At 64.0% G+C, this 22,137-nt stretch carries 7 protein-coding genes; 2 read left to right on the top strand and 5 right to left on the bottom strand.

Features of this window, described 5'->3' with window-relative positions:
- Positions 1-842: 842 nt before the first annotated feature.
- The 5 genes from H3T90_RS03085 to H3T90_RS03065 all read right to left on the bottom strand — a co-directional run bounded on the left by H3T90_RS03085 (position 843) and on the right by H3T90_RS03065 (position 13,222).
- Positions 843-3,257: a transglutaminase TgpA family protein gene (locus H3T90_RS03085; protein WP_198229551.1), complete on the bottom strand. Its 2,415-nt coding sequence runs from the start codon at positions 3,255-3,257 to the stop codon at positions 843-845.
- Positions 3,254-4,501, bottom strand: a complete 1,248-nt coding sequence (locus tag H3T90_RS03080) for a DUF58 domain-containing protein (RefSeq protein ID WP_198229550.1) — start codon at positions 4,499-4,501, stop codon at positions 3,254-3,256. The genes H3T90_RS03085 and H3T90_RS03080 overlap by 4 nt, the downstream gene beginning before the upstream one ends.
- 3 nt (positions 4,502-4,504) lie before the next feature.
- A complete protein-coding gene (locus H3T90_RS03075; protein ID WP_232350498.1) occupies positions 4,505-6,037 on the bottom strand; it encodes an AAA family ATPase in 1,533 nt (510 codons plus the stop codon).
- Positions 6,030-11,468, bottom strand: coding sequence for an Ig-like domain-containing protein (locus H3T90_RS03070; RefSeq protein ID WP_198229549.1), 5,439 nt, complete (start codon positions 11,466-11,468; stop codon positions 6,030-6,032). The genes H3T90_RS03075 and H3T90_RS03070 overlap by 8 nt, the downstream gene beginning before the upstream one ends.
- A gap of 185 nt (positions 11,469-11,653) precedes the next feature.
- Positions 11,654-13,222, bottom strand: a complete 1,569-nt coding sequence (locus H3T90_RS03065; RefSeq protein WP_198229548.1) for a serine/threonine protein kinase — start codon at positions 13,220-13,222, stop codon at positions 11,654-11,656.
- A gap of 143 nt (positions 13,223-13,365) precedes the next feature.
- On the opposite strand from H3T90_RS03065, the gene H3T90_RS03060 reads away from it, so the two are divergent.
- Entirely contained in the window at positions 13,366-17,979 is a 4,614-nt protein-coding gene (locus H3T90_RS03060; RefSeq protein WP_198229547.1) for a PD-(D/E)XK nuclease family protein, read from the top strand.
- Positions 17,976-22,016 (top strand): ATP-dependent DNA helicase, encoded by a 4,041-nt coding sequence (locus tag H3T90_RS03055; RefSeq protein ID WP_232350497.1) that lies wholly within the window; start codon positions 17,976-17,978, stop codon positions 22,014-22,016. Before H3T90_RS03060 ends, H3T90_RS03055 begins: the two co-directional genes overlap by 4 nt.
- Positions 22,017-22,137 lie beyond the last annotated feature (121 nt).

The raw sequence follows: 22,137 nt of genomic DNA, 5'->3' as shown, positions 1-22,137 counted from the left end.
GCTTCCGGAGCATGCACGCTGGCGTAAACCCCCAACTGGTGCGAAATGCCTGGCATGGCCGCTGACCGGTATGCCAGGGTCTTGCAGGCCATAGGGGATGCAGTGCTGGTGCGCGCAGAGGAGCGCGCGGTTCTACAGAGGTGCTCTGGCAACAGGATTATCCGTACTTTGCCGGTGATGACACGGTTCCACGAATGATACAGATCCCCGCTTTTCAGACTCAGCAAGGTCGATAAGGTGCTTTTGGGCATCCGGAGTGATCTCGGTCGGTTGAGGCGTTCGTGCAAACAAGCAAGGAGTTCAATGTGGATCTACCATGCCATGCTGGTATCGATTCTCTCGGCGGGCAGATCCCGGACCATCCCGGGGGTGATGGCGCCAGCGCTGCATCTTCGGGTTCTGGAACCCGATGGCAACGACTCAGCCCAGTAGCCACCGCAGCAGTCCGGCGATGCCACTTTCTCCTCCTCGGAGGATCAGCATCCCAATCAGTGAGCGTCTGAATAACTGAGCAACTGGTTGTCGTGGATTCGGTTGCAGGACATGCGATAAAAGATGAGGGCCTTTACGATCCCAGCGATCGTAAAGGCCCTTGTTTTGTTTTCCTCTGCGGTCCAGGTTATCGGAGGACAGTGGCAAACAACGACTGTCCGGCGACCGTGTCTACACCTGTTGTCCATGGGCGCAGCTGGTTGGCCATAACTTTGCGTGTAAGCCCTACCTCAGTGGGTTGGTAGGGTCTTGATTCTTGAAGCTCGATCGTAGAACACGCTCTCTTCCATGCGATATCACTGTCTGGGCAGGAAGGAGATGTCATGGCGGGTCCAGTCATGAGGAGCGGGTCAGTGCAGGTGTCTGGGGGAAAGCAGGGTGCGCCAGCGTCGGGTTCGTGGCAGGGATGTCAGGATGGCGGATCGGAGCTTGTCCACCAGCTGCCAGCAGTCTTCGGCTTCCTGTTCTTCGGAGGGGTGCCGGTCGAAAGAGGCCTGATCGGCCATGCTGCGCAGTCGATCCAGATCCCCGCGCAGTCCGGCCGACGAGGACCCTGGGGGGTCGGTCAGAAGGGTCTGGGCAATCAGAGCCGCTTGCTCGCTACGGGTGCCGTCCAGGGACAGGCCGGTCTGCCTGCCCAGGTTGCCGATCTGTCGCCAGCCGGCGCGGATACGTGTCTTCGGGTCGCCCGTAGACCGTGCCCGCCTGCGTAGCCGGGTTTTGATGCCTAGTAGGAGCAGGATCAGGAGAGTCGGCAGCCAAACCGGCATGGTCCAGAGCGTCATCTTGGCTATCAAGGGTCCGTGCCGTTTCCAGAAGGAGGGTGAAGACTGCGGGGATGCTTCCTGGCCGCCGACGGTGGTCCTGCCCTGGGTGGTGCGGTTGTCGTGGGGAGGGTCGGCCAGCGGGGGTGGTGGCTGGCGGACCAGGGTGCGCGGATCGGGCGGTGTGGAGTCCAGGGATTTGTCCGGGGTCCTGGTCTCTGGCGGTGTGGGGTAGAAGGGAACCCATCCGAGTCCCTTCAGATTGACCTCCACCCAGGCCTGGGCATCACGTCCCGTGAAGTCGATTCGAGTGCTCCCGTCCGCCTGGGTCCTGGTCCGTGCTCGGCTGATGGAACCGTCATGGTTCTTCGGCAAAAATCCCAAGACCACCCGGGATGGCAGACCCATCTGCCTGGCCAGAAGTGCCATGGCCGAGGCGTATTGTTCACTGTCGCCCACCATGGCCTGGCCCTGCAGGAGCTGATTGATTCGATAGTCACCATGGCCGGAGGGCGAGGGATAGTCGCCGGCCAGACCATGGGAGAACCATCCCTCCTTGTGTAGCCGTTCCTCGATGGCCAGTGCCCTGGCGCCGCCGCGCACCTGCATGGAGGTCATGGAGGCAGCCGCTTTGGGCAGGCTTTCAGGGGCATCCGACAGGGGAGGCACCTGCGCATCTCCCGGATCGCTGTCGGCTATGCGACGGGTTGCGGGTCGGTTTTGGGCCACGCCGTGCACCGTATAGCTGGCTCCTGCCTGCAGGGCCTGATCGGTCAGAGCAGTGTCCGTAGCCTTGTTGAAGTAGAGGTCTTTCCGTTGCAGGTCCTGGTCCGGATCGATGCCGCCGACCTGTCCGGCAGAGGGCAGCCAGGCGTGGTCGAATCCTTCCCGAATTAGAAAGGTCGCGGTAAAGGGCTGTCCGTTTTGTTCGCCGTCCTTGGTCTTCTCCTGCTGCCTTTCTGTGCGGATCTGGGCGCCGATGCGCCGGTAGTCGGCGGCTCCTGCGCCTGAGGAGTCGGACAGATTCCAGACCTTGCCGTCATAGCGGTCCATGACTGCCATCCGGACCGGCGTGCCGGCGGGCAGGTTGCGTACCGTGACCAGGGTATCGTCGCGGTGTCGTTTGATATAGGCGCGGTAGTCGCTCAAGGGGCTGGTGAACTGGTAGGGGTCCATGGGCGGCTGATAATGGTCGCGGATGACCTGTCGGGTCGGAGCAGGCAAGATTCCAGCGGAGAAAATCATTCCGGCTGCTAGGGTCAGGGTCAGAAGAGTGGATGGGAGTCCTTGTAGACGCAGCAGACCCAGTCCACTTGCGCTCCAAACCAGCAGAAGCAGCCAGAGGATGCCGCCCGTTAATGCCGGATAGAGGCCTCTGCTGGTGCCTAGGGCTGCTGACACAATCATGGTGGCCAGGATGGGCAAGGTGGCTGCCAGGACGGCCGCTGGGTGTGCCGGCCGTCCCAGATTGCGGCCCAGGCCATGGCGGGCCAGCAGCACCGCCAGATAGCAGGTCCAGAGCATCAGCGTCCACAGGGCCATCAATCCGCCGGCTTCCTGGCCAAGGGGTGGGTCGATGGCTGCCAGGGTCTTGAAAGCACCGAAGGTAGCGGACCACCCTTGTGCCAGGGTTGCCCAGGTGGGCAGGACGTGGGCCAGTGTTGTGCCGTTCAGAGCGAAGATGGGGCCCAGCAGGAACTGGCCCGCAATTTGCAGCAGAGGTTGGAGGAGGGCTGTGGCAATACTGCGGTGGGGGAGCATGGCGATCAGTAGTCCGGTCAGACAAGCCGCGGCTCCCACTGTCAGCCAGAGGGACAGGCTGCCGTAGACCGGCAACAGCTGCAGCCCGGCCATCAGATCGAGCGGAGCCAGTGCGGCGACCAGAATGATGGGGGAGCGGCGCCAGGTGGGGTCGACTGTGGATTGCAGACCAGTCCGGTCGATTAGACGAATCGGCTCCCTCTGGGCTTGCTCCATCCATGATGCAGATGATGTGCTCATGGCTGGTTCTCCAAGAGGATGGGGAGGTCCCGAATACTACCCAAAACGGCGTTGACCAGGCCCGGTTGTGCCTGCAGGCTTGGATGAGCATCCAGGTCAGCAGCCAGCAGCATGACCGGGGAGGCGCTCTGAGCCGATTCGCCCATCAGCGTTGAGGATTGGTGGTCGCCCAGCGAACCGGTTACCAGAATAGTCAGACTGATCTGTTTGGAAGCATCAATCCGGTCAAGTAAGTCATAGCCGTCTTGGCGGGGGTGGATGGCACTGCAGGCGTCCAGAAAGCTACGGGGATCCTCTGTGGGCAGGGTGGTTCCATGGGCATCGGAATCATCAGGTTCCGGGGCCAGCGCTTGTAACCGACGGCCATCAAGCAGGCATTGGCAGCCCAAGGAGGCATAGATTTCAACTGCAAGCTCGAACTCATCCGCGTTCCGGTAGGAGGCGGCCTGGCCGTCCAGGATCAGTTCGGTCCTAGTACGCAGGGTGGGCTCATACTGGCGAACCATCAGGGTGCCGGCCCGGGCAGTGGACAGCCAGTGGACCCGCTTCATGTCATCGCCCGGAGCATAGGGGCGCAGGGCATGGAATTCCAGGTCGTCGTCGACAATGCCGGGACCAGGATCGCCCTCCAGGTCGCGTTCCAGTCCGGCTTCAAGGGGTGGCAAGGCAACCGTGCGGGGATGGATATAGAGTTTTCGGGCGCCTGCTAGGATTCGACGGCGGCGGATGAGTCCCAGCGGATCCCCGGCCTCCATGGTCACCGGGCCCAGGTCAATCACGCCACGGGACCTGGCTTCCAGCTTCAAGCGAATCTGATGATTCTGGCCGGGAGCCAGGGCAGGCAAAGGCGCCATGACGGCTGCCTGGCCTAGAGTCAGACCGATTCGGCCGCGGCGGGTGGAGCGGTTGCCCGGGTTGGTCAGAACCAGGACCAGCTCGGCCTGGCCACCCACCTCCAGATGTCCTTGGTTCAGACTCGTTTCAGCGCTACAGGACAGATTGCCCAGGCTCATCAGTAGCCCCAGCAGCAGCATGCCTACGCCCAGCAGAACACCCGCAAGCAGTTCACGCCAGCCAGTCGGGACGAAGGCCAGAGCACAAACGAGTGCGGCCAAGGCCATAGCCCGGCCCAGGGCAGTGACCGACTGCCAAAGGTCAGCGGTCTGGGCTCGTATGCCTTGTCTGGATTTGGCCGAGGATGCCGGTCTTGCCTCCGGGGCAGGTCGGCGGGCGAAGGCGGTCATGGCTCACTGCTCTCCTGTGGGGACGGGGACCTTGGCCAGGGCTTCGGCCAGCGCCTGGTGTTCATCCATGTCCGCCAGCCTGCTCTGGGCCGTCAGGATCAGTCGGTGGGCCAGGATGGGATCGACCAGTTGTTTGACATCGTCGGGGATCACGTAGTCGCGACCCTGGGCGCAGGCCCGGATTCTGGCGCAACGGACCAGGGCCAGTCCGCCTCTGATGGACGAGCCGACCCGGATGGCGGGGCTGTGCCGTGTGGCTTCGATGATGTGGATGACATACTCCATGATGGATGGATCACAGAAGACCTTGGAGGCACAGGCGGCCATGGCCCCCACCTGGGCGGCGTCGACCACCGGTTCGACCAGGCCGGCCCGGTCGCGGATGTCGGCCTCTTCAAGGATGCGCATGCTGGCATCGTGCCCCGGTGCCCCTAGAGAGGTGCGGATTAGAAAGCGATCCATCTGCGCCTCGGGCAGGGCATAGGTGCCCAGCTGCTCGATGGGATTCTGGGTGGCTATAACCATGAATGGCAGGGGGAGACGATAGGTGCGGCCATCTACAGTTACCTGGCCTTCCTCCATGACCTCCAGCAGGGCCGATTGGGTTTTGGGGGATGCTCTGTTGATTTCATCGGCCAGAACCAGGGATGCGAAGACTGGACCGGGCCGGAAGGAGAATCGTCCTTGGGACTGGTCATAGAAGGTCACGCCCAGCAGATCGGAGGGCAGCAGGTCGGGGGTGAACTGGATCCGCTTGCAGTCCACGGCAATGGAGGCAGCCAGAGCGCGTGACAGCTGGGTCTTGCCGGTGCCCGGATTGTCTTCCAGGAGCACATGGCCCCCTGCAATCAGGGCGGTAACACACAGGGTGATGGTTTCCTCCTTGCCCAGTACCGCCTGGCCGACGTTGTCGACGATTGAGCGGAAGAGGCTGGCGAAGGTAGATACATCCACGGCGGCCTGTCTGCTGCTTCCGGACTGGTTTGATTGTCTCTGCTGCTTGGTCTCTGCTGCTTGGTCTCCTGATTCGACGGCAGAGTATCGGTCCTGCCCGGTCTTTTCCTCATCCCCAGGTTCGTTAGTCCCGACTTCGTAAGTGGTGGCCGAGGTTTGCTCCAGCCGGGGGTGACGGGACTGATTGTTGAGGTTGACGATGTCAGTCCTTGCAGTATCTGATGAGGACCGGGCGAACCGGTCATGGACCATCTGGCGGCCGGGGACGGTCCCGTCTTCCACCATGGTGCTGTCCGATGGGGCGGATTCCGCCCCGGACTCCTGGTTCGTTCCTTGCCTGGCAGCCACGGGGATGCGGCCGGGCAGGGTCCGGTCATCACTCGCCGCCGAAGCGGATTCTTTCTGGCTCAGACCTGCCATGAGGGCCTGGCGCTGTCGCTTCAGTACATCCAATCGGTCGGCAGGGGTCTGGCGGACTTCGCTGTTCGGCTTATGCGCGGACTTGGGATTGTTCCTTCTGGTAGCGTCATCCGGGATGGTGCCGTCCCGCTTGAGGGGTTCCTGCGCGTTTCGTTCATCCATGGTCGTTCATCCTTTTCTGCTGAGAGGACCCCTGACGAGCGAGAGTCTTATCGCGCGGCTTATCGGCCTCTTTGGGCAGGGTCAAATTCTTGGTGGCGGCGGGCGAATGGCCTTCGGAACCTAATCCTTGGATGCGAGAGACCGCCCAGAAGTTCAGGGTGGTGCCCGGCTTGGCATATTGTGCGGGAAGGGTGATGACTTCACTCACTTCCGGCTGATTGCAGGGCAGTGTCCAGGAGGCCTTGTCAGGATCAAGGCCATCGATGCCCACTTGGATATCTGCGCAAGGTCGACCGTGTTCGACCCCGGGGGCCAGGACCAGCTTGGCTCGACTGTTTCTCAGATACTCAATGGCTAGGAACGCGGGAGGATCCGGATGCGACCAGGTAGAGCCCGAGGCTGAGACCTCGGGCCCCGAGCCGGTCATATCAATTGGGGTCACGCTCACTGTACAGATGCCTCCTGCTTCGTCATGGCCTACGTCGAAGACCGCCTTGGTGGAGGTGGGTGCGCGCCATCGTGGCGAACCGCAGCCGGAACCTTCGCCGTGGACCATATATCCCTGGATGGGCGAGCCGTGATTCTCCGGCGGGCGCCAGGTGACGGTCAAGGTTTCCTTGCTGCCGCCATCCACGGTCAGTGCCTGCACGCCTCCGGGAAGCGCGTCCGGTCTGGCTGCGGCCGGCGAGGAGGCGGGGGACCATCCTACCTGGTTGTGGGCTTGGACGGTGAAGGAATAGTCATGACCGTTGGCCAACCCGTCGATTCGGCAGGTGACAGCAGTGCCGCAGGAGTGTTGCCCCGAGCCTGCCGATGAGGTGTAGGAGACCCGGTACTCGTCTACCGGGCTGCCGTTGGCTGCGCCTGGCTCCCAGGCCAGTAGAACTGTTCCGTCGCCTGCTTGAGCGGCGCCCGACAGCATTCTGGGGGCCTGCGGGCGGTCGATGATGCCCACAGTGATGGTGGCGCTGACCCGGCGTCCCGGATCCTGGCTGCCATCCTCTACCGTGGCCATAATGGTGTTGGTGGAGGCGCCGATGTCGCGATCGGCTTTGATGGTGATCTTCCCGTCGCCCAGGTTGGTGGCTGTCAGACGTGAGGTGTCATCGCTGACCAGACCGACCAGGCGCAGCGGAGTGTCAGGGAAGGGGTTGAGGGCACCGTCGAACAGGTTCAGCTCCAGGCTCTGTCCAGCCTTGAGCCCCACCTGGCGCGAGGGGACCGAAGCCAGAGGTCGGGTGGTGGCGATGATGCGGAAGGCCAGGACCGTATGCACATCGCCGGATGGACTGGTGATGGCCACCGGCAGGCTGGCCTTGGTGCCCGGTGTTGCGGTCTTGTCGGCGGCCACTTTTAGCTGGCCCCGAGGACTCAGCTTGGCATGAATCGGCCCCTGAGGGTCCCCAGAGGAGAAGGTGCTGTCGGCCGGATCGCTTCCCTGTGGCCAGCGGGTCATGGCGGGCAGGGAGATGGCCTGCGCCGGTTCCCCGGCCACCAGATCGATGACCGGTGCCGTAAGGATCGGCGGTGATGCTTTGCCGCCTACCACGGTGATGGGCAGGGTGAGCACCGACTCGTTGACGATGGCCCGGCCGCTTGGATCCCCGTCGCGGACGGCAAAGGTCAGTGAGGCAGGACCGGCATAATCCTTGGCTGCGGTGAACCTCAGGGTGTGTTCGTCCACATAGGGATCGGATCCGTCGGACTTGGTGGCCGAGACAGACTGCCGCGAGGCGATCTGCGCGGTCTTGCCTGCACCCACTCTGACCTGGTCGGCGATGTCGATGGTGATGCTCTGCCCAGCCCGCACTTTGAGGGCCGGAGCCCGGGGTCTTAGCACCGGTGGGAACACCCCATAGGCGGGGACCTTCACAAAGGCCATAGAAGTGATCTTGTATCGGGTGTTGGTCACGGTGTAGGGCACGGCTCTGGCCTGGTCGGTCAGGTCGATGACCAGCTTGGTGGAGCCGGTCTCGCCTACGATCCTGGCTTGGGCACGGGCGCTGGGATGTATCCCAAGGTGCAGGTCATCGAGGGTGCCGGATGGATTGCTGATGGAGTCGGCCAGATTGACTTCCACGCTGCGCTTGTCCACCGTGTCCTCCGGAGCCACCTGGTAATCCTGCGCTATGGGCGGCTGTATAGGGGCTTGGGGATCCGAGACCACGGTCAGGGTGGCCTGGTCACTCAGTCCTGCCCGGTTGTGTGTCCGGTAGACCAGAAAGGAGGTGCCTGGTTGCGAAGGGGCAGTCAGCTGGATCATGCCGTCCTCTACGCTGGCCCGGTCCAAGCCCTGGAGTTCCAGGTGGGGATCCAGGCTCAGGGGATCGTCATCCCCGGCGATGTCGTTGAGCAGGACCGGCACATCGGCAACGGTTCCAGGCCGTAGCCTGACCCTGTCGTCCCGGGCGAAGACCCCGGTCACCGACGAGTCGGTGAAGACGCCGATGCGGACACGCGCCTGGGCGCGCTGCCCAACCCAGTCTTCCACAGCGTAGGTGAACTCGTCGGTGCCGTGCGAATCAGGATAGGCCTCGTAGATCAGGTAGTCGGCTCCGGCTTTGACAATCCTGCCCAGCTTTGGCGCCTGGTTGCCCAAGCCTGACAAGGTGTCGCAGTCTCCATCGGGGTCGATGCCGGTCAGCGGGACGGGAATACGTACCTTGGTCCCGGCAGCCACCTGGGCCCGTAGATCCTTGGGGGTGGGTGCGGGCTTGCTGGCGGGGTCGGAGGCATGGACCCTGAAGGTGATGGTGCCAGAGGCCGTATTGCCCAGATCGTCCCTGACCGTATAGGTTGCCGGGAAGTCCCCGGTGCGCTCGCTGGCCTGATACCTGACCGTATCCCCGGACACGAAGGCCAGGCCCGTAAAAGTCTGCTGATCCGTAGTCAGCTGCTGGTCCAGGGTGACGCTGGTCCCGTCAGCATGGGCGACCTTGTCCATGACTGAAACCGTGACCAGGCCCGATGAGCGGACCCCAACCGTCAGATTCGGAGCCTTGGGTGCCGAGGCTGCCCTGCTCAAGGAAGGGGGCTGAAGGACGATGGTCCCCTTAGCGCTGCCTTCGGCGTTGGTGACCGTATAGGCAATACTCAGTGGACGTGTGGGGATTTTCCTGGCGGATAGGTAGACCCGTCGGTGGTCCACGATGCCGACCTTGATGCCGGAGTTCGGATCCACGCGTACATCCGTCAGTGCCAGTACACCGCCCATGGGATCCAGGTCGTTGTCCAGCGGATCGACGATGGCGGTCTGGTCGGCCCCCAGCAGGGCCACGTCGTTGACGGGTACCGGCGGTGCGGATCCGCCATGATCGTGTTCCACCTCCAGCCTGACCAGACCTTGGGTCTCCTGGTCACCCTGGGCCACCCGGTAGGGCACATAATAAGTGCCCGGGTTAGCTGCGGTGGCGTTGAAGGAAAAGCTCTCAGCGTTGACCTCCACCCGGATTCCATCGGGCTTGTCGACCTGGACCAGGCGGAGGGGCTGAACGGCATTGGCATGTACACTCCTGTTGAGGTCAACGGTGACCTCTCGGCCGGGAGTGGCCTGGCGAATGACCGGATCGACCAGTGGGGCCAGGGTGTTGACGGGCTTGACGGTGAAGTATATGAGTCCCTGACCGCTCATGACTCCGTCCGAGACAGTGACTTTGACCGCCACTCGTCCGGAGGTGGCTGACCCAGCACTCATGGTCAGCTGTCCGTCAGCCCTGGTGGACAAGGATATCCGATCGGAGTTGACTGATTCGGCGCCGACCAGGGTCAGCGGGTCCCCGTCTGGATCTTCGAAGCCGACCAGGGCGTTGACGGTGGTCGTAGCGCCCCGCTCCACCTCGTACTCAGGCGGGGTATCGTTCTGGACCGGCGCCTGGTTGCCTCGGTCCATCTTGGCTGGGGCGATGTTGAGGTCGATGCCAGCCGAGGAGACCTGGCCGCGTCCGTCGGTGATCGAGTAGTTGATTCGGGTCCGGCCGACAGGTGCGTCGCTGGCATCCACCTGCAGGTAGCGGCCGTTCATGACCGGAGTCAGACGCAGATTCCCCTGCGAGCTGCGGGCATCCTCGATTCGCAGAACCGAGCAGTCGGTCTGGCGATCGTTGCGCAAGGGATCCAACAGGGCCCTGGATCCGGCCCGAATGCCCAGACTGTCGTCCTCGGCCTGGATGGGTTGGGATCCTGATCGACAGGTGGCCGCGAATCGCTGGCGGTTGTCGGCCGAGACCTGACGCTGATCGTTGCTGTCCGTGTGTTTGACCTCCATGGTCTGCCACTGCGGCCGGATCACCTTGGTAGAGGATTTGGGATTCCAGACATCGCCAGTCAGCACGTCGTTGAGGATGACCCTCCGGTGGTTGGCCCGGAAGACTAGGTCCGAGGTGGGGCTGATGGCCTCCAGGGTGGTGGGACTCGGCTGCGGTTGGACCTTGGGCGCGGCTGACCCTGTTGCGCATAGTCGCAGGAAATTACGCCCTGAGGAGGCCCAGGCCGTCCAAAGGCATCCGCCCGAGGAGACCGGCTGGGCTGGTTGGCCACTGCCGCCGGTACGTAGGGTCTCGATCTGATTGCGTGGGTGATCCAGTTGAACCAGGTGGACGCTTTCCTGATCGGTCAGGCCTACCCAAGGTCCCTGGCGGTCCATATCCACTGGAGTGGACTGAAGCTGCAGGTCTCCCCGGTGCGGTATCCGGGTGGTTCCCTGGGGCCAGTAAAGCCGATTGCCCGCCAGGAGGACGGGTCTTCCGTCAATGACGCTGAATGCAGTGGCCCGGACGGGAGCGTGGTCCGTCAGGGAGTCCAGTTCACGGTGGGCCCGGGAGTCCGGTCCGTCGATCCTTAGCACAACCCCGTCCGAGGGCCGGTAGGCGTAAACAGCTCCGGAGGCATCCACTGTGACGGCGGCCCCAGAGCCCAGGGTCAGCACAGGGTCTCGGCGCTGCGGATCCAAATCCCCAGGCGAAGTGGCCTGACCCACCCAGACCTTGCCGGTCCGAGCCTGGAAGAGGACCAGTGTGGGCCCGTTGATCATCCGCTGGACCTTGGCATCCGACCGGGTAGTGTCCCCCAGGGTGGCGGTGGAGGCCGCTATGGGAGCCATGCCTCCCTCATGGCCTAGGATGACCGCGTATCCGCTCTGGGCTAGGTCGAAGTGGTCGGTGCCCGTCGACAGGGCCACGTCTGCTTCTCCTATGTCGGGCTTGAACCTGGCGACCTTGCGCTCGTTCTGGGAGGTGATCCAGATGCTGCCGTCGTCCACCTGAACGGCACGGCGGTCCACCCCATGCATGAACAAGGCGCCCAGGATGAGCAGGACCAGCGCCGTCAGTGTGACGGCCAGGATGGCGGCAGGGCTCTTGGCGCGGACGGCCAGAGCATGCCGCAGATGCAGCCCGGCCCGGCGCATCCGCAGGAATCGTCCCTGCAAGTCCATAATCCCCTGGGTTCCTTTCCTGTCCTGCCGCATAGGCCAGGATGCCTGACCTATGTTTTTGCGTTTTAACTTGTCCCGGACCGCCGTCATTGCTTTCTCTGACGACTGATTTTAACCGGTTTGCAGGGTCTTGGCGCTCTGTGAAAGTCGGGGTGGTCAAGTGTGCAAATTCATCCACAGGGGGTTTACTGAACAGCGCAGATGATGGTCGGTTCCTGGGACATGCTCCGATCGGCTCGAACCAGGGCGACGCTGATGCAGGTCTGGCTCCCCTGTGGGTTGTCGATGCGGGCGGTCGGCTGTCGGGTTTGCACGCTGCGTCCATGCTCTCCGGTGCCGCCCTGGTTCAGGGGATGCCAAACATAGCTGTCTGCCGGTTTGGGGTCGGGATTGACCCAAGTGAACACGGCCGTTGTGCCCTGATAGCGGCCCTGACCCTGGGTGGGCGAGGGAACCGGTCCCTCCTGCAGATCCTGGGGGTCGCTCGAATCCGTCGGGTCCGGGGACTGTACCTGCGGGGATTGTGCCTGGGAGGAACCTGTAGTTTGTTGTGGATCTCGTCTGAAACCGTTCGGCAGGCCGACAACCAGGGCGCAGGCCAGAACTAGGGCTAGGACGGCAGCAAGAATCAGTGTCATCAGGATCACACGGCGGCGGCCGCCGAAAAACCGCTTGGCCTGTCTGCCTTCATGGTTAGCTGACGCCTCCCTGCCTGGGCGCAGTCGCGGTTGGGAACCGGCCTCTGCTGCGGTCCGAGAGTGGCCGGAGTCCCCGGTTTCTGTTCGATTTTCTCTTCGGCCTGCAATGGCTCCGGTCTGGGCGTGCGAGCGTGTATCCGTCGTGGGGTAGGGGTCGATTCCCTCGCCGATGAAGGGTGTCGCATGGCCGTAGAGCTGCTGCTGGACCTCCTGAAGGGCACGACCGAATTCCAGTGCTGAGTAGTAGCGATCGTCCCGGTCATGGGCCATGGCCTTCTCCAGGACGGCGGCCAGCATCGGGGAGGCCTCGCCCATATGCAGAACTGGGGTTTCCGCTGTAAGGATCAGCTGCGTCAGGTGATTCTCATCCCGGGCCCGGTAGGCGTACTCGTAGGGGGAGCGGCCGGCCAGCATGCCGAAGAGCGAGGCACCCAGGGAGTAGATGTCGCTGGCCTCAGATCCTCCCGAGCGGCTTGCCAGAACCTCTGGGGCCGCCCAGGGTACGGAAAGTCCGCCGGCCCGTTCGCTTCCATAGATGCCTGAGGAGATGCCGAAGTCGGCCAGGACGGGCAGGCCCTGGTCGGTGATCAGGAAGTTGCTGGGTTTGACGTCCCGGTGCAGGATTCCCCGTTCATGAGCGCAGCAGAGGGCCGAGGCCATGCGCACTCCCAGGTCCAGCACGCCTTCCTGGTCCATGCCCCCCTTGAGCATGATGGTCTTGCAGCTGCCGCCCGGAGCGTATTCGAGCACCAGGCAATCCCGTCCGTCATCGCTGATCAGGGCCTGGTGGATGCTCAGGATGCAGGGGTGGGTGGAGAGCTTGGCCAGTGCCTTGGCTTCCCGCAGAAAGAGCAGATGGGTCTGCTGGTCCACGCTGCCTTGGAGGGCTACCTTGACTGCCACAGGTCGGTTGAGCCCCTCCTGCTCATACAGGTAGACGGCAGCGGTGCCTCCAAGATCCAGGGGGCGAAGGGGCCGCAATCCGGGCAGCGCCGGAGCCTGGTCCATGGCTGGAACCGCACCCGGGCGCTGGGTCTGGGAACCATTCTGCTGCAAGGGCCATCACCTCCTAGGACTGCTATCCACGATAACAGCACGCCGTTCCTGATCAGGCTTCCTTTGAGCCTCCTGCAGGCGGTCCCGGACCAGCGGGTTCCAGGGCCTGCAGATGGACCATGCCGGACCCTATTCTTGTAGCTATGAGCAAGCAGCCACCGGTGGATCCGCAAGAGGCCATGGAACCGGTCCGCGCCCTTATCGGCGATCGGCTCCAGAACGAAGAGGATCGGTCCACCCGGGCCCTGGTGGTGGCTGGTCCTCCCCGCAGCGGCAAGACCAGGTTGGCTACTCGTGCCCTCCTGACAGGCATGGAACGCTTCGGCGACGGCGCCAGCATGGCTGTATCAGGTCGTACCGCGGCCGACCAGGTCAGCCGCCAGGTCATTCTGGAGCGGGGCAGGTCCGACCGCACCCGACCTGTGGGCACACTGCAGGCCCTGGCTTTTCGTCTGCTGACGAGGTCTCGGCTGGCCCGAGGGGGTCACGATCCGCTCTTGCCCAGACTGCTCAACGGCGCTGAAGAGGATGCCCTGCTCAGGCAGGTCATGACCGTCCATCTGGAGCATGTCCAGGCCGGTGACGACTGCGCGGTCTGCCGACTTCTGGAGCGCTACTTTCGCAACGGGGCGGGCTGGTCCTCCGTCCTGGTCGGCGACGGACAGGGACGAGTCGTAGGGGTCGCCGACAGGTTCATCGCCCAGCTGCGGGACATGTTCGCCCGCATGACGGAATTGGGCCTTGACAAAGGGGACCGGGACCAGCTTCTGGATGCTCTGGCCGTCCAGCCCATGGACCCTGATCGCCGCGACCGGCTGGGCCTGCAGTGGAGGCTGGCCTTCGCCCTGGAAGATGAATACCGCCAGAGCATTACCGAGAGCTATCCGGACGAGTTCCGTCTGGACCCCTCCATGCTTATGGTCGAAGCCTCTCGAAGCCTGGATGGGCTGGCTGATGACGACCTGCCAGACCTGCTGGTCGTGGACGACTGGCAGGACATCACCCTGGCCGGGATGGGTCTGCTGCAGGGATTGAATCAGGCCGGCTGCCGACTTCTTCTGGTGGGCAATCCCGACCAGTCGGTCCAGTCCTTCCGCGGCTCCTATCCGGAATTTCTGGCCACTCGCCTGACCGCCCTGTCCAAGCCCATGCCAGGCGCCGCTGCCCCCCTTCTGGCTCAGGACTTCGCCTGCCTGGATGCCGCCGAAGTGACCCTGAAACTCCGAAGGATGGTGGTTCCTGAAGCGGCCGCAGAGCATACCGAAAACGTCCAAGATCCGGATTCGGCGGCTCCAGGTTCCTACGCCGATCTGGTGGCTGCCAGGGTCAGCCTGGGCATCGCCGGGGTTGAGGAGAGCGACACCCCCCTGCCTGACAGACCGGGCAAGCTGCCCGCCTGGCCCGGCGCCGGACCGGTGGCACCCCTGACTGCCGACAACAGTCTTATCAGTGACGACAGCGTGCAGACCAGGCTCTTCCACACCCCCGACCAGGAGGACGACGATCTTGTTTGGCAGATTAAGCATGAGTTCCTGGCCAACAAGCGTGACTGGAACGACATGGCCGTCATCGCTCACGACAACACAACCTTGCGCACCCTGGGCCGCAAGCTGCGCGTCCAAGGTGTGCCGGTGCGCTTCTCCTCCGTGACCCGTCCGCTCAGCCAGGAGCCTGCCATCCAAGGTCTCTTTGCCCTGGTCGAGCTGGCCCAGTCGGTACTGGACCCTGACACCATCGGCAGCGCCCCGGACGATCCTGCCCAGGTAGCCGCCTGGATCCGTTCGCGCCTGCGCACCCTGATGGCCGGACCGCTCTTCCGTGTTCCTGCTACTGCCGCTCGTGCAGAGCGTCCCGTCAGGATGGAGCGCCTGGAGTCCATCATGGAGACCATGGTCGCCCTGGCCCCCTTGTCCGGTCAGCAGGGGAGCGGGGCGGACTCATCGGGCTCCTTGGGCGACCTGCCTCTCCTGGGACAGGCCTGGCGGAATTGGGTCGAGGACCTGGCCCAGCGGCGTGCTGAGCGGGACCGTTCATCCGGCATCAGCGTCGACGATTCCCTGCTGACCAGGCATGATTCCTCCCAGGAAAGGGGCGGGTCAGATCTCTTTTCGACTGCTTCGGCCCCCGACCAGCCAGTGGATCTGGGCGACCGGGATGCCCAACGGCCAGCCATTTTGTCTGTTCAGGCCCTGGAGACCCTGCTGGTTCTGGATCCGGATGGCCGATCCTCGGGAATCATCCTGGAGGTCATGACCGCCATCGCCGGAGGTCGCCGGGAGGATTCTGACGTTCAAGTCCTGGACAAGGCCCTGCAGGTTCTGCGACTGACCGCCAACCGCATCAACGCCCTGGAGGACCGTCAGCCCCAATATGTGCTCTGGGAGGCCTGGCGGAGCCTGGACCTGGCCGATGACTGGCAGCGAAGAGCCCTGATGGCCACCCAGGAGGGGGAGGAGGCCAACGACCGTCTAGACGCGCTCATGCGGCTCTTCCAGTACGCTGCTGGCTCTCGTCGTTTCCCCACGGTTGAGGCCTTCATGGACCAGGTGCGCACCATGCAAATCGAGGCCGATTCCTTGGCGCGGATCGGGCCCATCGAGCATGCCGTCACTCTGACGACGCCCGCCGGCGCTGCCGCCTTGGCCACTGACTGGCCCTTGGTCTGGCTGCCCGCCGTTCAGGACGGGGTCTGGCCCAACCTGATTCCCCGCGACACCATGTTCGGGGCCGAAGAGCTGGCAGACCTGGTTCTGCATGACCGCATCGGCGACCCCTTGGCAGACACGCTCAGCCACGATCCGGCCTTGCGATCCATCCTCTATGCCGAGAAAAAGGGTTTTCTGGAGGCGCTGACCCGGGCCCGGACCCAGGTGCGCATCAGCGCGGTCTGGAACGATGATTTGGTTCCATCGGACTTCCTTTACGGCTATCTGCCCGAACGCTATCCACGCACCGCCGATATGAACCAGGCGGAGTTCAGCATGGTCGGCGCTGGCTCAGGCGGCAGTGAGCGCTACGGAGGGCTGGAGGTGTCTCCCAGGGGCCTGACTGCGGCCGCCCGGTCCATCCTGGCTGTCCAGGCGTTGCTTCCGCAGGACCAGGTCGACCGTGACCGAGCGGACGATGCCGTGCAGACCCTGCGGTTGCTGGCCGACCAGGGCCAGGATTCGGCCGATCCCAGGCATTGGCCCTTCCTCTATGACCAGTCGGCATTGAATCAGCATGTTCCAGACAGACAGTCCACGGTTGGGCCGGCTTCGGACCGGCATGCCCCAGACGAGCAATCTACGCTTGGACAAGCTCTGGATGAGCATGTCCCGGATAGAGGGATTTCGGTTGAGCAGGCCGCTGAGTCAAGGGCCGTGACAGCAGCCTCAGGTGTTGCATCGGTTGTTGAATGGGATCCTGCTTCCCGGTCCTCGTCTGCTTCTTTCAATCAAGCTACACAGGCGGGCCGAACCCACGACCGTGACAACCGCCGTAACCATCGCCATAAGCACCAGTCCGGCCGCCAGGTGGTTCTCCTTTCGCCGTCGGCGGTCGACGCAATCTGGAACTGCCCCCTGGAGTGGGCTTTGGGAGACCAGTTCTCCGGCCCATCTCCCTCCAGGGTGCCCACCGAGTTCGGCTCCCTGATCCACAAGGTGGCCAGCGAGGGCACAGCCCAGGGTCTGGATCGTCCCGGCCAGGGTGATTCGGACGCTCGCCAGCAGCAGGTGCGGGATGCGCTTCTGGATATCTACCAGGAGCTGGCTCCCCAGGAACAGCGCCTGCGGGACCCCGACGAACTCTATGACCAACGCGGCCGCAGCAGCCGGGTGGAGTCCATCCTGGACAACCTGGCCTCTTATTTCGTTCGCTCCTCGGATTCCGAATACGGCCTGGGGGGCAAGAGCCCGGTTCCGGTCGGCGACCTGCTGGGTGTACAGAGCGAGCGTTCCTTCGATGTCAGCCTGTCCGTGGAGGATTTGGTTCCTCTTTGGAAGGCCACCTTCCCTGAAAGTCCTCTGGATGCCGACGGGCTCTTTGCCTTGATGTCAGGCCTGGTTGACGGCTTCCCCGCAGCCCTGGATGCCAGGACGACGGTCAGGCTGACCGGCCGTATCGACCGTCTGGAGGTCAGGTCTCTGCCCGAGGGCATCCGTTTGCGGCTGGTGGACTACAAGACCGGCAGAGTCCCCTACACCCAAGGACAGCTCTTCAACGACCTGCAGTTGGTTTGCTATCAACTGGGACTGGCCTTCCCGCCCACGCCCGGCAGCAGTCCGGAGGCGGCTGCCGCATGGAGCCTCCCGCAGGCCCCCGACCTGGAGAGGACCGAGGGGATGAAGCTGAGCCAGTCCCTGCTCTTGCAGCTGCAGGCCCCGCCCAAGGATGCGCAAACGGGGCTGCGCCGGGAGGAGATGGCCTACCAGCCGCCACTGTTCGAGCGCGACAGGCTGGTCACTATCGCTCAGCCCAGAACCGGCATGCCTTCCCCGCTCAAGTCCAAGGCCGAGCCTGCGGACCTGCTTGATCAGGTTCCCCCTGGGGTGGATGCGGACCTGTGGGCCATGGTCCGAGCAGCCCGGGTCTCCTCCCAGGCTGTATGGGGGCTGACCATGATAGCCAGGGTCTTCTTTGCTGCCGGGGTCAAGCTGACGGCTGGCCAGGATGACGCGGTCTTCGACCCTGCGCGTTGCCATCGGGCCAGCAATGGCCAGGAATGTCAAGCATGGCAACTGGTGGCGCCCAATCTACTGGAGGATCAGGAATGAAGCAGACTGCCGAACAGTCCGCCATCGTCGATGCGGATGTCAACGAGGATCTTCTGGTGGTGGCCGGTGCCGGCTCGGGCAAGACCATGACCATGACCAGCCGAATCATCGCCCTGATCCGTCGGGGAGTGCCCTCAGAGCAGATTCTGGGGTTGACCTTCACCCGCAAGGCCGCCTCCGAGCTCCAGTCCAGGGTTGGGGCGGCGGTCATCCGACGCGACCAAGGCAGAGGCACCTCGGGCGTGGACCCCGAACGCAACTTCCTCAAGCCGACTGTGTCTACCTATGACGCCTTCTTCCAGTCCATCGTGCGCCAGTACGGCCTATTGGTGGGCATGGACCAGGATACCCGTCCCCTGAGTTCGGCAGGGGCCTACCAGCTGGCCTCTCAGGTGGTCGCCGACCATCTGGACCTAATTTTTCCTGCCAGTTCATTGGCACAGGATGGAGACTCCGACGACCTGGGCTCCGCGACCTTCTCGACCACCGTCAACCGGGTCCTGGGGCTGACCGGGGCGGTGACCACCTCCATGATCAGCAGCGACTGCCCGGATTTCGACCAGGCTGTGGAGCGGATCCGCGCCTGGGACCGCGCCTTTGTGGATCGTGCGGACCAGTTGATCGGCGACCAGCCTGTGCCGGATGACGAGCCCAGGGTCAGCCAGGTGCCGCCCAAGCGAACCAAAAAGGAAACCGACGAGCACTATCAGGGCAAAATCAAGGACTTCCAAGATAAGCGGCAGAGCATTCGCCTCTATCGGGTAAATGCCATGCGACGGGCGGTTCTGACACGCGAGAAGCTGCTGACCCTGGTCCAGGACTACCAGAGGGCCAAGCGCCAGGCCAACATGGCCGAGTTCGGCGACTTCACCCTGGCCGCCTTCCAGCTGGTCGAGCGTTTTCCCTCCATCAGTGCCCAGCTGCGACGCCGCTACAGTCACGTTTTTCTGGACGAATACCAGGATACCTCCACCACCCAGGCCCTGCTTCTGGCGGCCATCTTCCATCCGCAGAATCGGCAGGAGGATCAGGGGAGCAAGGATCAGGCACCTGGCAGATCGGCCGTGACTGCCGTGGGCGACCCCTTCCAGTCCATCTATGCTTGGCGCGGAGCCAGTCCTGGGGCCTTCTGCACCTTCCAGGCCCAGTTCGGCATGTTGGCCGACCGACCCGCCTCCGGCAGCGGTCCCCTCTCTGGTGTGACCGCCTTTGGGCGCTCGCAGGACCAGGATCCGCTGACCCTGTCGCGCACCTTCCGCAACTCCAGCTGGGTGCTCAAGGCCGCCAACCAGCTGACCGTCCCCCTGCGCCATCGGGGCCAGGGGAGCCGGTCGGAAGCGGAACTGCGCGAGGTGGACGTGGCCAGGCTCCGTCCCCGTGAGGACGCCGACCAAGGCACCGTGGGCCTCTTGGGTTACAGTACCGGCGGCCAGGAGATCGATGGCGTGGTCAGGTTCGCCCTCAGAGCACGCGAGCTCTATGGCAATCAGGGTGATGCGCCGCACGTGGCCGTTCTCTTCCGCTCCAAGGCTGCCCTGCCCAGGTACCGCGAGGCCATGGAGGCTGCAGGGCTGAGCTGCCAGGTCGTCGGGTACTCCTCCCTCTTCGACCGGCCCGAGGTCATGGATCTGCGGGCTTTGCTCTCTATAGTCTGCGACCACACCGACAGCGATTCCCTGATGCGTCTGTTGGCCTCGGCCCGGTTCGGCATGGACGCGGCCGATCTGAGCGCTCTGGCCTCCCTGGCAGCCAAGGTCAATGAGGACAGCCAGTACCGGGCTCTTGTCCGGGCCGGTCTGGTCGAGCCCGACCCCGAGCCGCGCCGCCGTCGCGAGGATTTGCATCGTTACCGTGACCAGGTCCCCAATGATGTCTTCCTGGTGGATCTGCTTCTGCGCGACGACCTGCCAGACCTCTTGAAGAGCTCAGGGCTCTCCGCCAAGGGGCAGGTCCAGGCCGCTGAGGCTGCCCGGGTCATATGCCAGGTCCAGGCCGAGTCCTCGGCCCCCCTGCGCCAGGTAGTTATCGCTGCCATCCGTGCCCTGGATCTGGACGTGGACCTGGTGCTGGCCCGTACCCTGGCCAATCCAGAGCGTCCTCTGGAGCCCAGCCAGGCCAAGGCTGGCATCCAGGCCCTGCTGGATCAGGTGGATGTCTACCTGTCCGAGCTGCCCCAGGGCCTAGGGCCCAGCCTGCGTGGGTTCGTCTCCTGGCTGTCCTCACTGGATCAGAGTCCCGAAATGCCCACTGACGGGGATGCACGACAGGCCGACGTGGCCCTGATGACCGTCCACCAGGCCAAGGGCCTGGAGTGGGATGCCGTGGCGGTGGTCGGGCTCAAGCGTGGAGCCTTCCCCAGCAGCCAGGGCGACCGGCTCACGGTCAAGCCCGCCTTGGACCAGCCGGTGGTCCAATCCCCGGACGGTCCGGTCTACCAGTACAACTGCACGGCCCGTACCTGGCTGGTCGATCCCCAGTCTGTGCCGGTGCCGGTGCGGGCTGATGCCATGATCCTGCCCCGTTTTCCACACGACGCCCCCCTGGGAGCTGACCCTGAGGATCTGCTGGGTCGGATGGACCTGGCGGACTTGGAGGAGGAGGCCATGGGCCTGTCTCGTGAGAGCGGGCTGGACGATCAGGCCCGTCAGGTGCGTGCCGATGCCATTGCTCCCTCTCAGCGAGAGCAGTATGGCCGACGGCTGCTGGATGACGAGCGGCGGCTGATCTACGTGGCGGCGACCAGGGCCCGGCATGACCTGCTGCTGACCTTCAGCCAGGATTCCCAAGCGGAGTCTGCGGCCCTGAACACGCCGGCACCGGACCCGGACAAGGCTTCCAACTTCTGGACTGAACTGGTGGAGCTCTTCCAGGAAGAGCCCGATGCGGTCAAGCTGGAGCACGCAGAGGATGCACAGGGGGGCGAGCCAACGCCGCCCTTGGGGCTTTTTGTCGGTGAGAACGCCCAGTTTTACCGTCAAACGATCGTCGACCGTGCCCTGGAGGAGGTGGACCAGGTCGCCGCCCGAGACGGTGAGCGTGAGCAGGCGCTTTGGCCTCCTGTTCTGAGTGCGCGGACCCGTGAAGCCTTGGATCGCTCGGCCGCCTGGGTGCGCGCCGGGGAACCAGACGACCACAAAATCCCTGATGAGGGCGATGACGGGCTCTACGCCAATGCGGTCCGCGTCCTGCAGGTCAGCACAGGCCGCCTAGGAGTGGCCGACGACCAGCTGCTCACGGATCTGGATCTGCTGCGGCGCACCGGCCGCCGAATCCTGGGACATGGGGCTAGCAGCGTCACCGCCATCCAGGCCAGCTCGGCAGGGGGCGATCCCAAGATGGAGAGGGATTACTGGCAGGGGCTGGTCAGACCCATACCCCAGGTGGCCTCCCCGCAGGCCGAGGCGGGCACCCGCTTCCACGACTGGGCCAGGCGTTTCATTCTGCCCGAGATCTCTGCCCCTCAAGGACTGGTGGACCTGCCTGACCAGGCGGAAGCACCGAACCTGCTCGATGGTCCGCTGGGTCCCGGGGCCATGGCTGAGCGAGCCCGGATGCTGGCCGGGCTTGACCAGGAGCGAGAGTCCCTGGATTCCAAGGCCGATCCCGTACAGGCCCGTCTGCTGACCTGGGAGCAGCGACTGGCCGATTCCGACTGGGCCCAGCGCACTCCTGTCTGGGTGGAACGGCCCATCGTGGCGGTGCTGGCCGGTCGCATCGTCAAAGGCAAGTTGGATGCGGTCTTCGCAGGTGGACTGGACCCTGATCGCCCGGATCTGCGCTACACCATCGTGGATTGGAAGACCGGAGCCCGACCTCACGGAGAGGAGTCGACCAACCGCCGTCTGGTCCAGCTGGACTTCTACCGGCTGCTCCTGTCACGCTTGGAGGGTATCGGCCTGTCGACCATCGACGCCTGCCTTTATTATGTAAGCGAAGACCAGCCCCAGGACCGACTCATCAGGGCCCGTGCCAGGACCGAAGAAGAAATTCTCGCAACCCTGGCCGAGGGCATACCCGAGCAGTCGGACGAGGACTGAGTCTGCGGCAGACCCCGCCAGACAAGGGCGATGGGTGCCGCGCATCAGCAATCATGAACAGCAGGCGATCGGCAGACGGCCAAATGTCGTCGTGGGGCCGGGCACGCCCGAATGGAGCAAT

Source organism: Bifidobacterium polysaccharolyticum (assembly GCF_016101585.1).
Classification (GTDB): Bacteria; Actinomycetota; Actinomycetes; order Actinomycetales; family Bifidobacteriaceae; genus Bombiscardovia; species Bombiscardovia polysaccharolytica.
Note: the sequence above shows the minus strand (reverse complement) of the source record. Positions and strands in the feature narration are given on the sequence as shown.

Coding starts and splice junctions, on each gene's coding strand:
- H3T90_RS03085 (WP_198229551.1), bottom strand. CDS start 3,257: ATGAGCACATCATCTGCATCATGGATGGAGCAAGCCCAGAGGGAGCCG.
- H3T90_RS03080 (WP_198229550.1), bottom strand. CDS start 4,501: ATGACCGCCTTCGCCCGCCGACCTGCCCCGGAGGCAAGACCGGCATCC.
- H3T90_RS03075 (WP_232350498.1), bottom strand. CDS start 6,037: ATGGATGAACGAAACGCGCAGGAACCCCTCAAGCGGGACGGCACCATC.
- H3T90_RS03070 (WP_198229549.1), bottom strand. CDS start 11,468: ATGGACTTGCAGGGACGATTCCTGCGGATGCGCCGGGCCGGGCTGCAT.
- H3T90_RS03060 (WP_198229547.1), top strand. CDS start 13,366: ATGAGCAAGCAGCCACCGGTGGATCCGCAAGAGGCCATGGAACCGGTC.
- H3T90_RS03055 (WP_232350497.1), top strand. CDS start 17,976: ATGAAGCAGACTGCCGAACAGTCCGCCATCGTCGATGCGGATGTCAAC.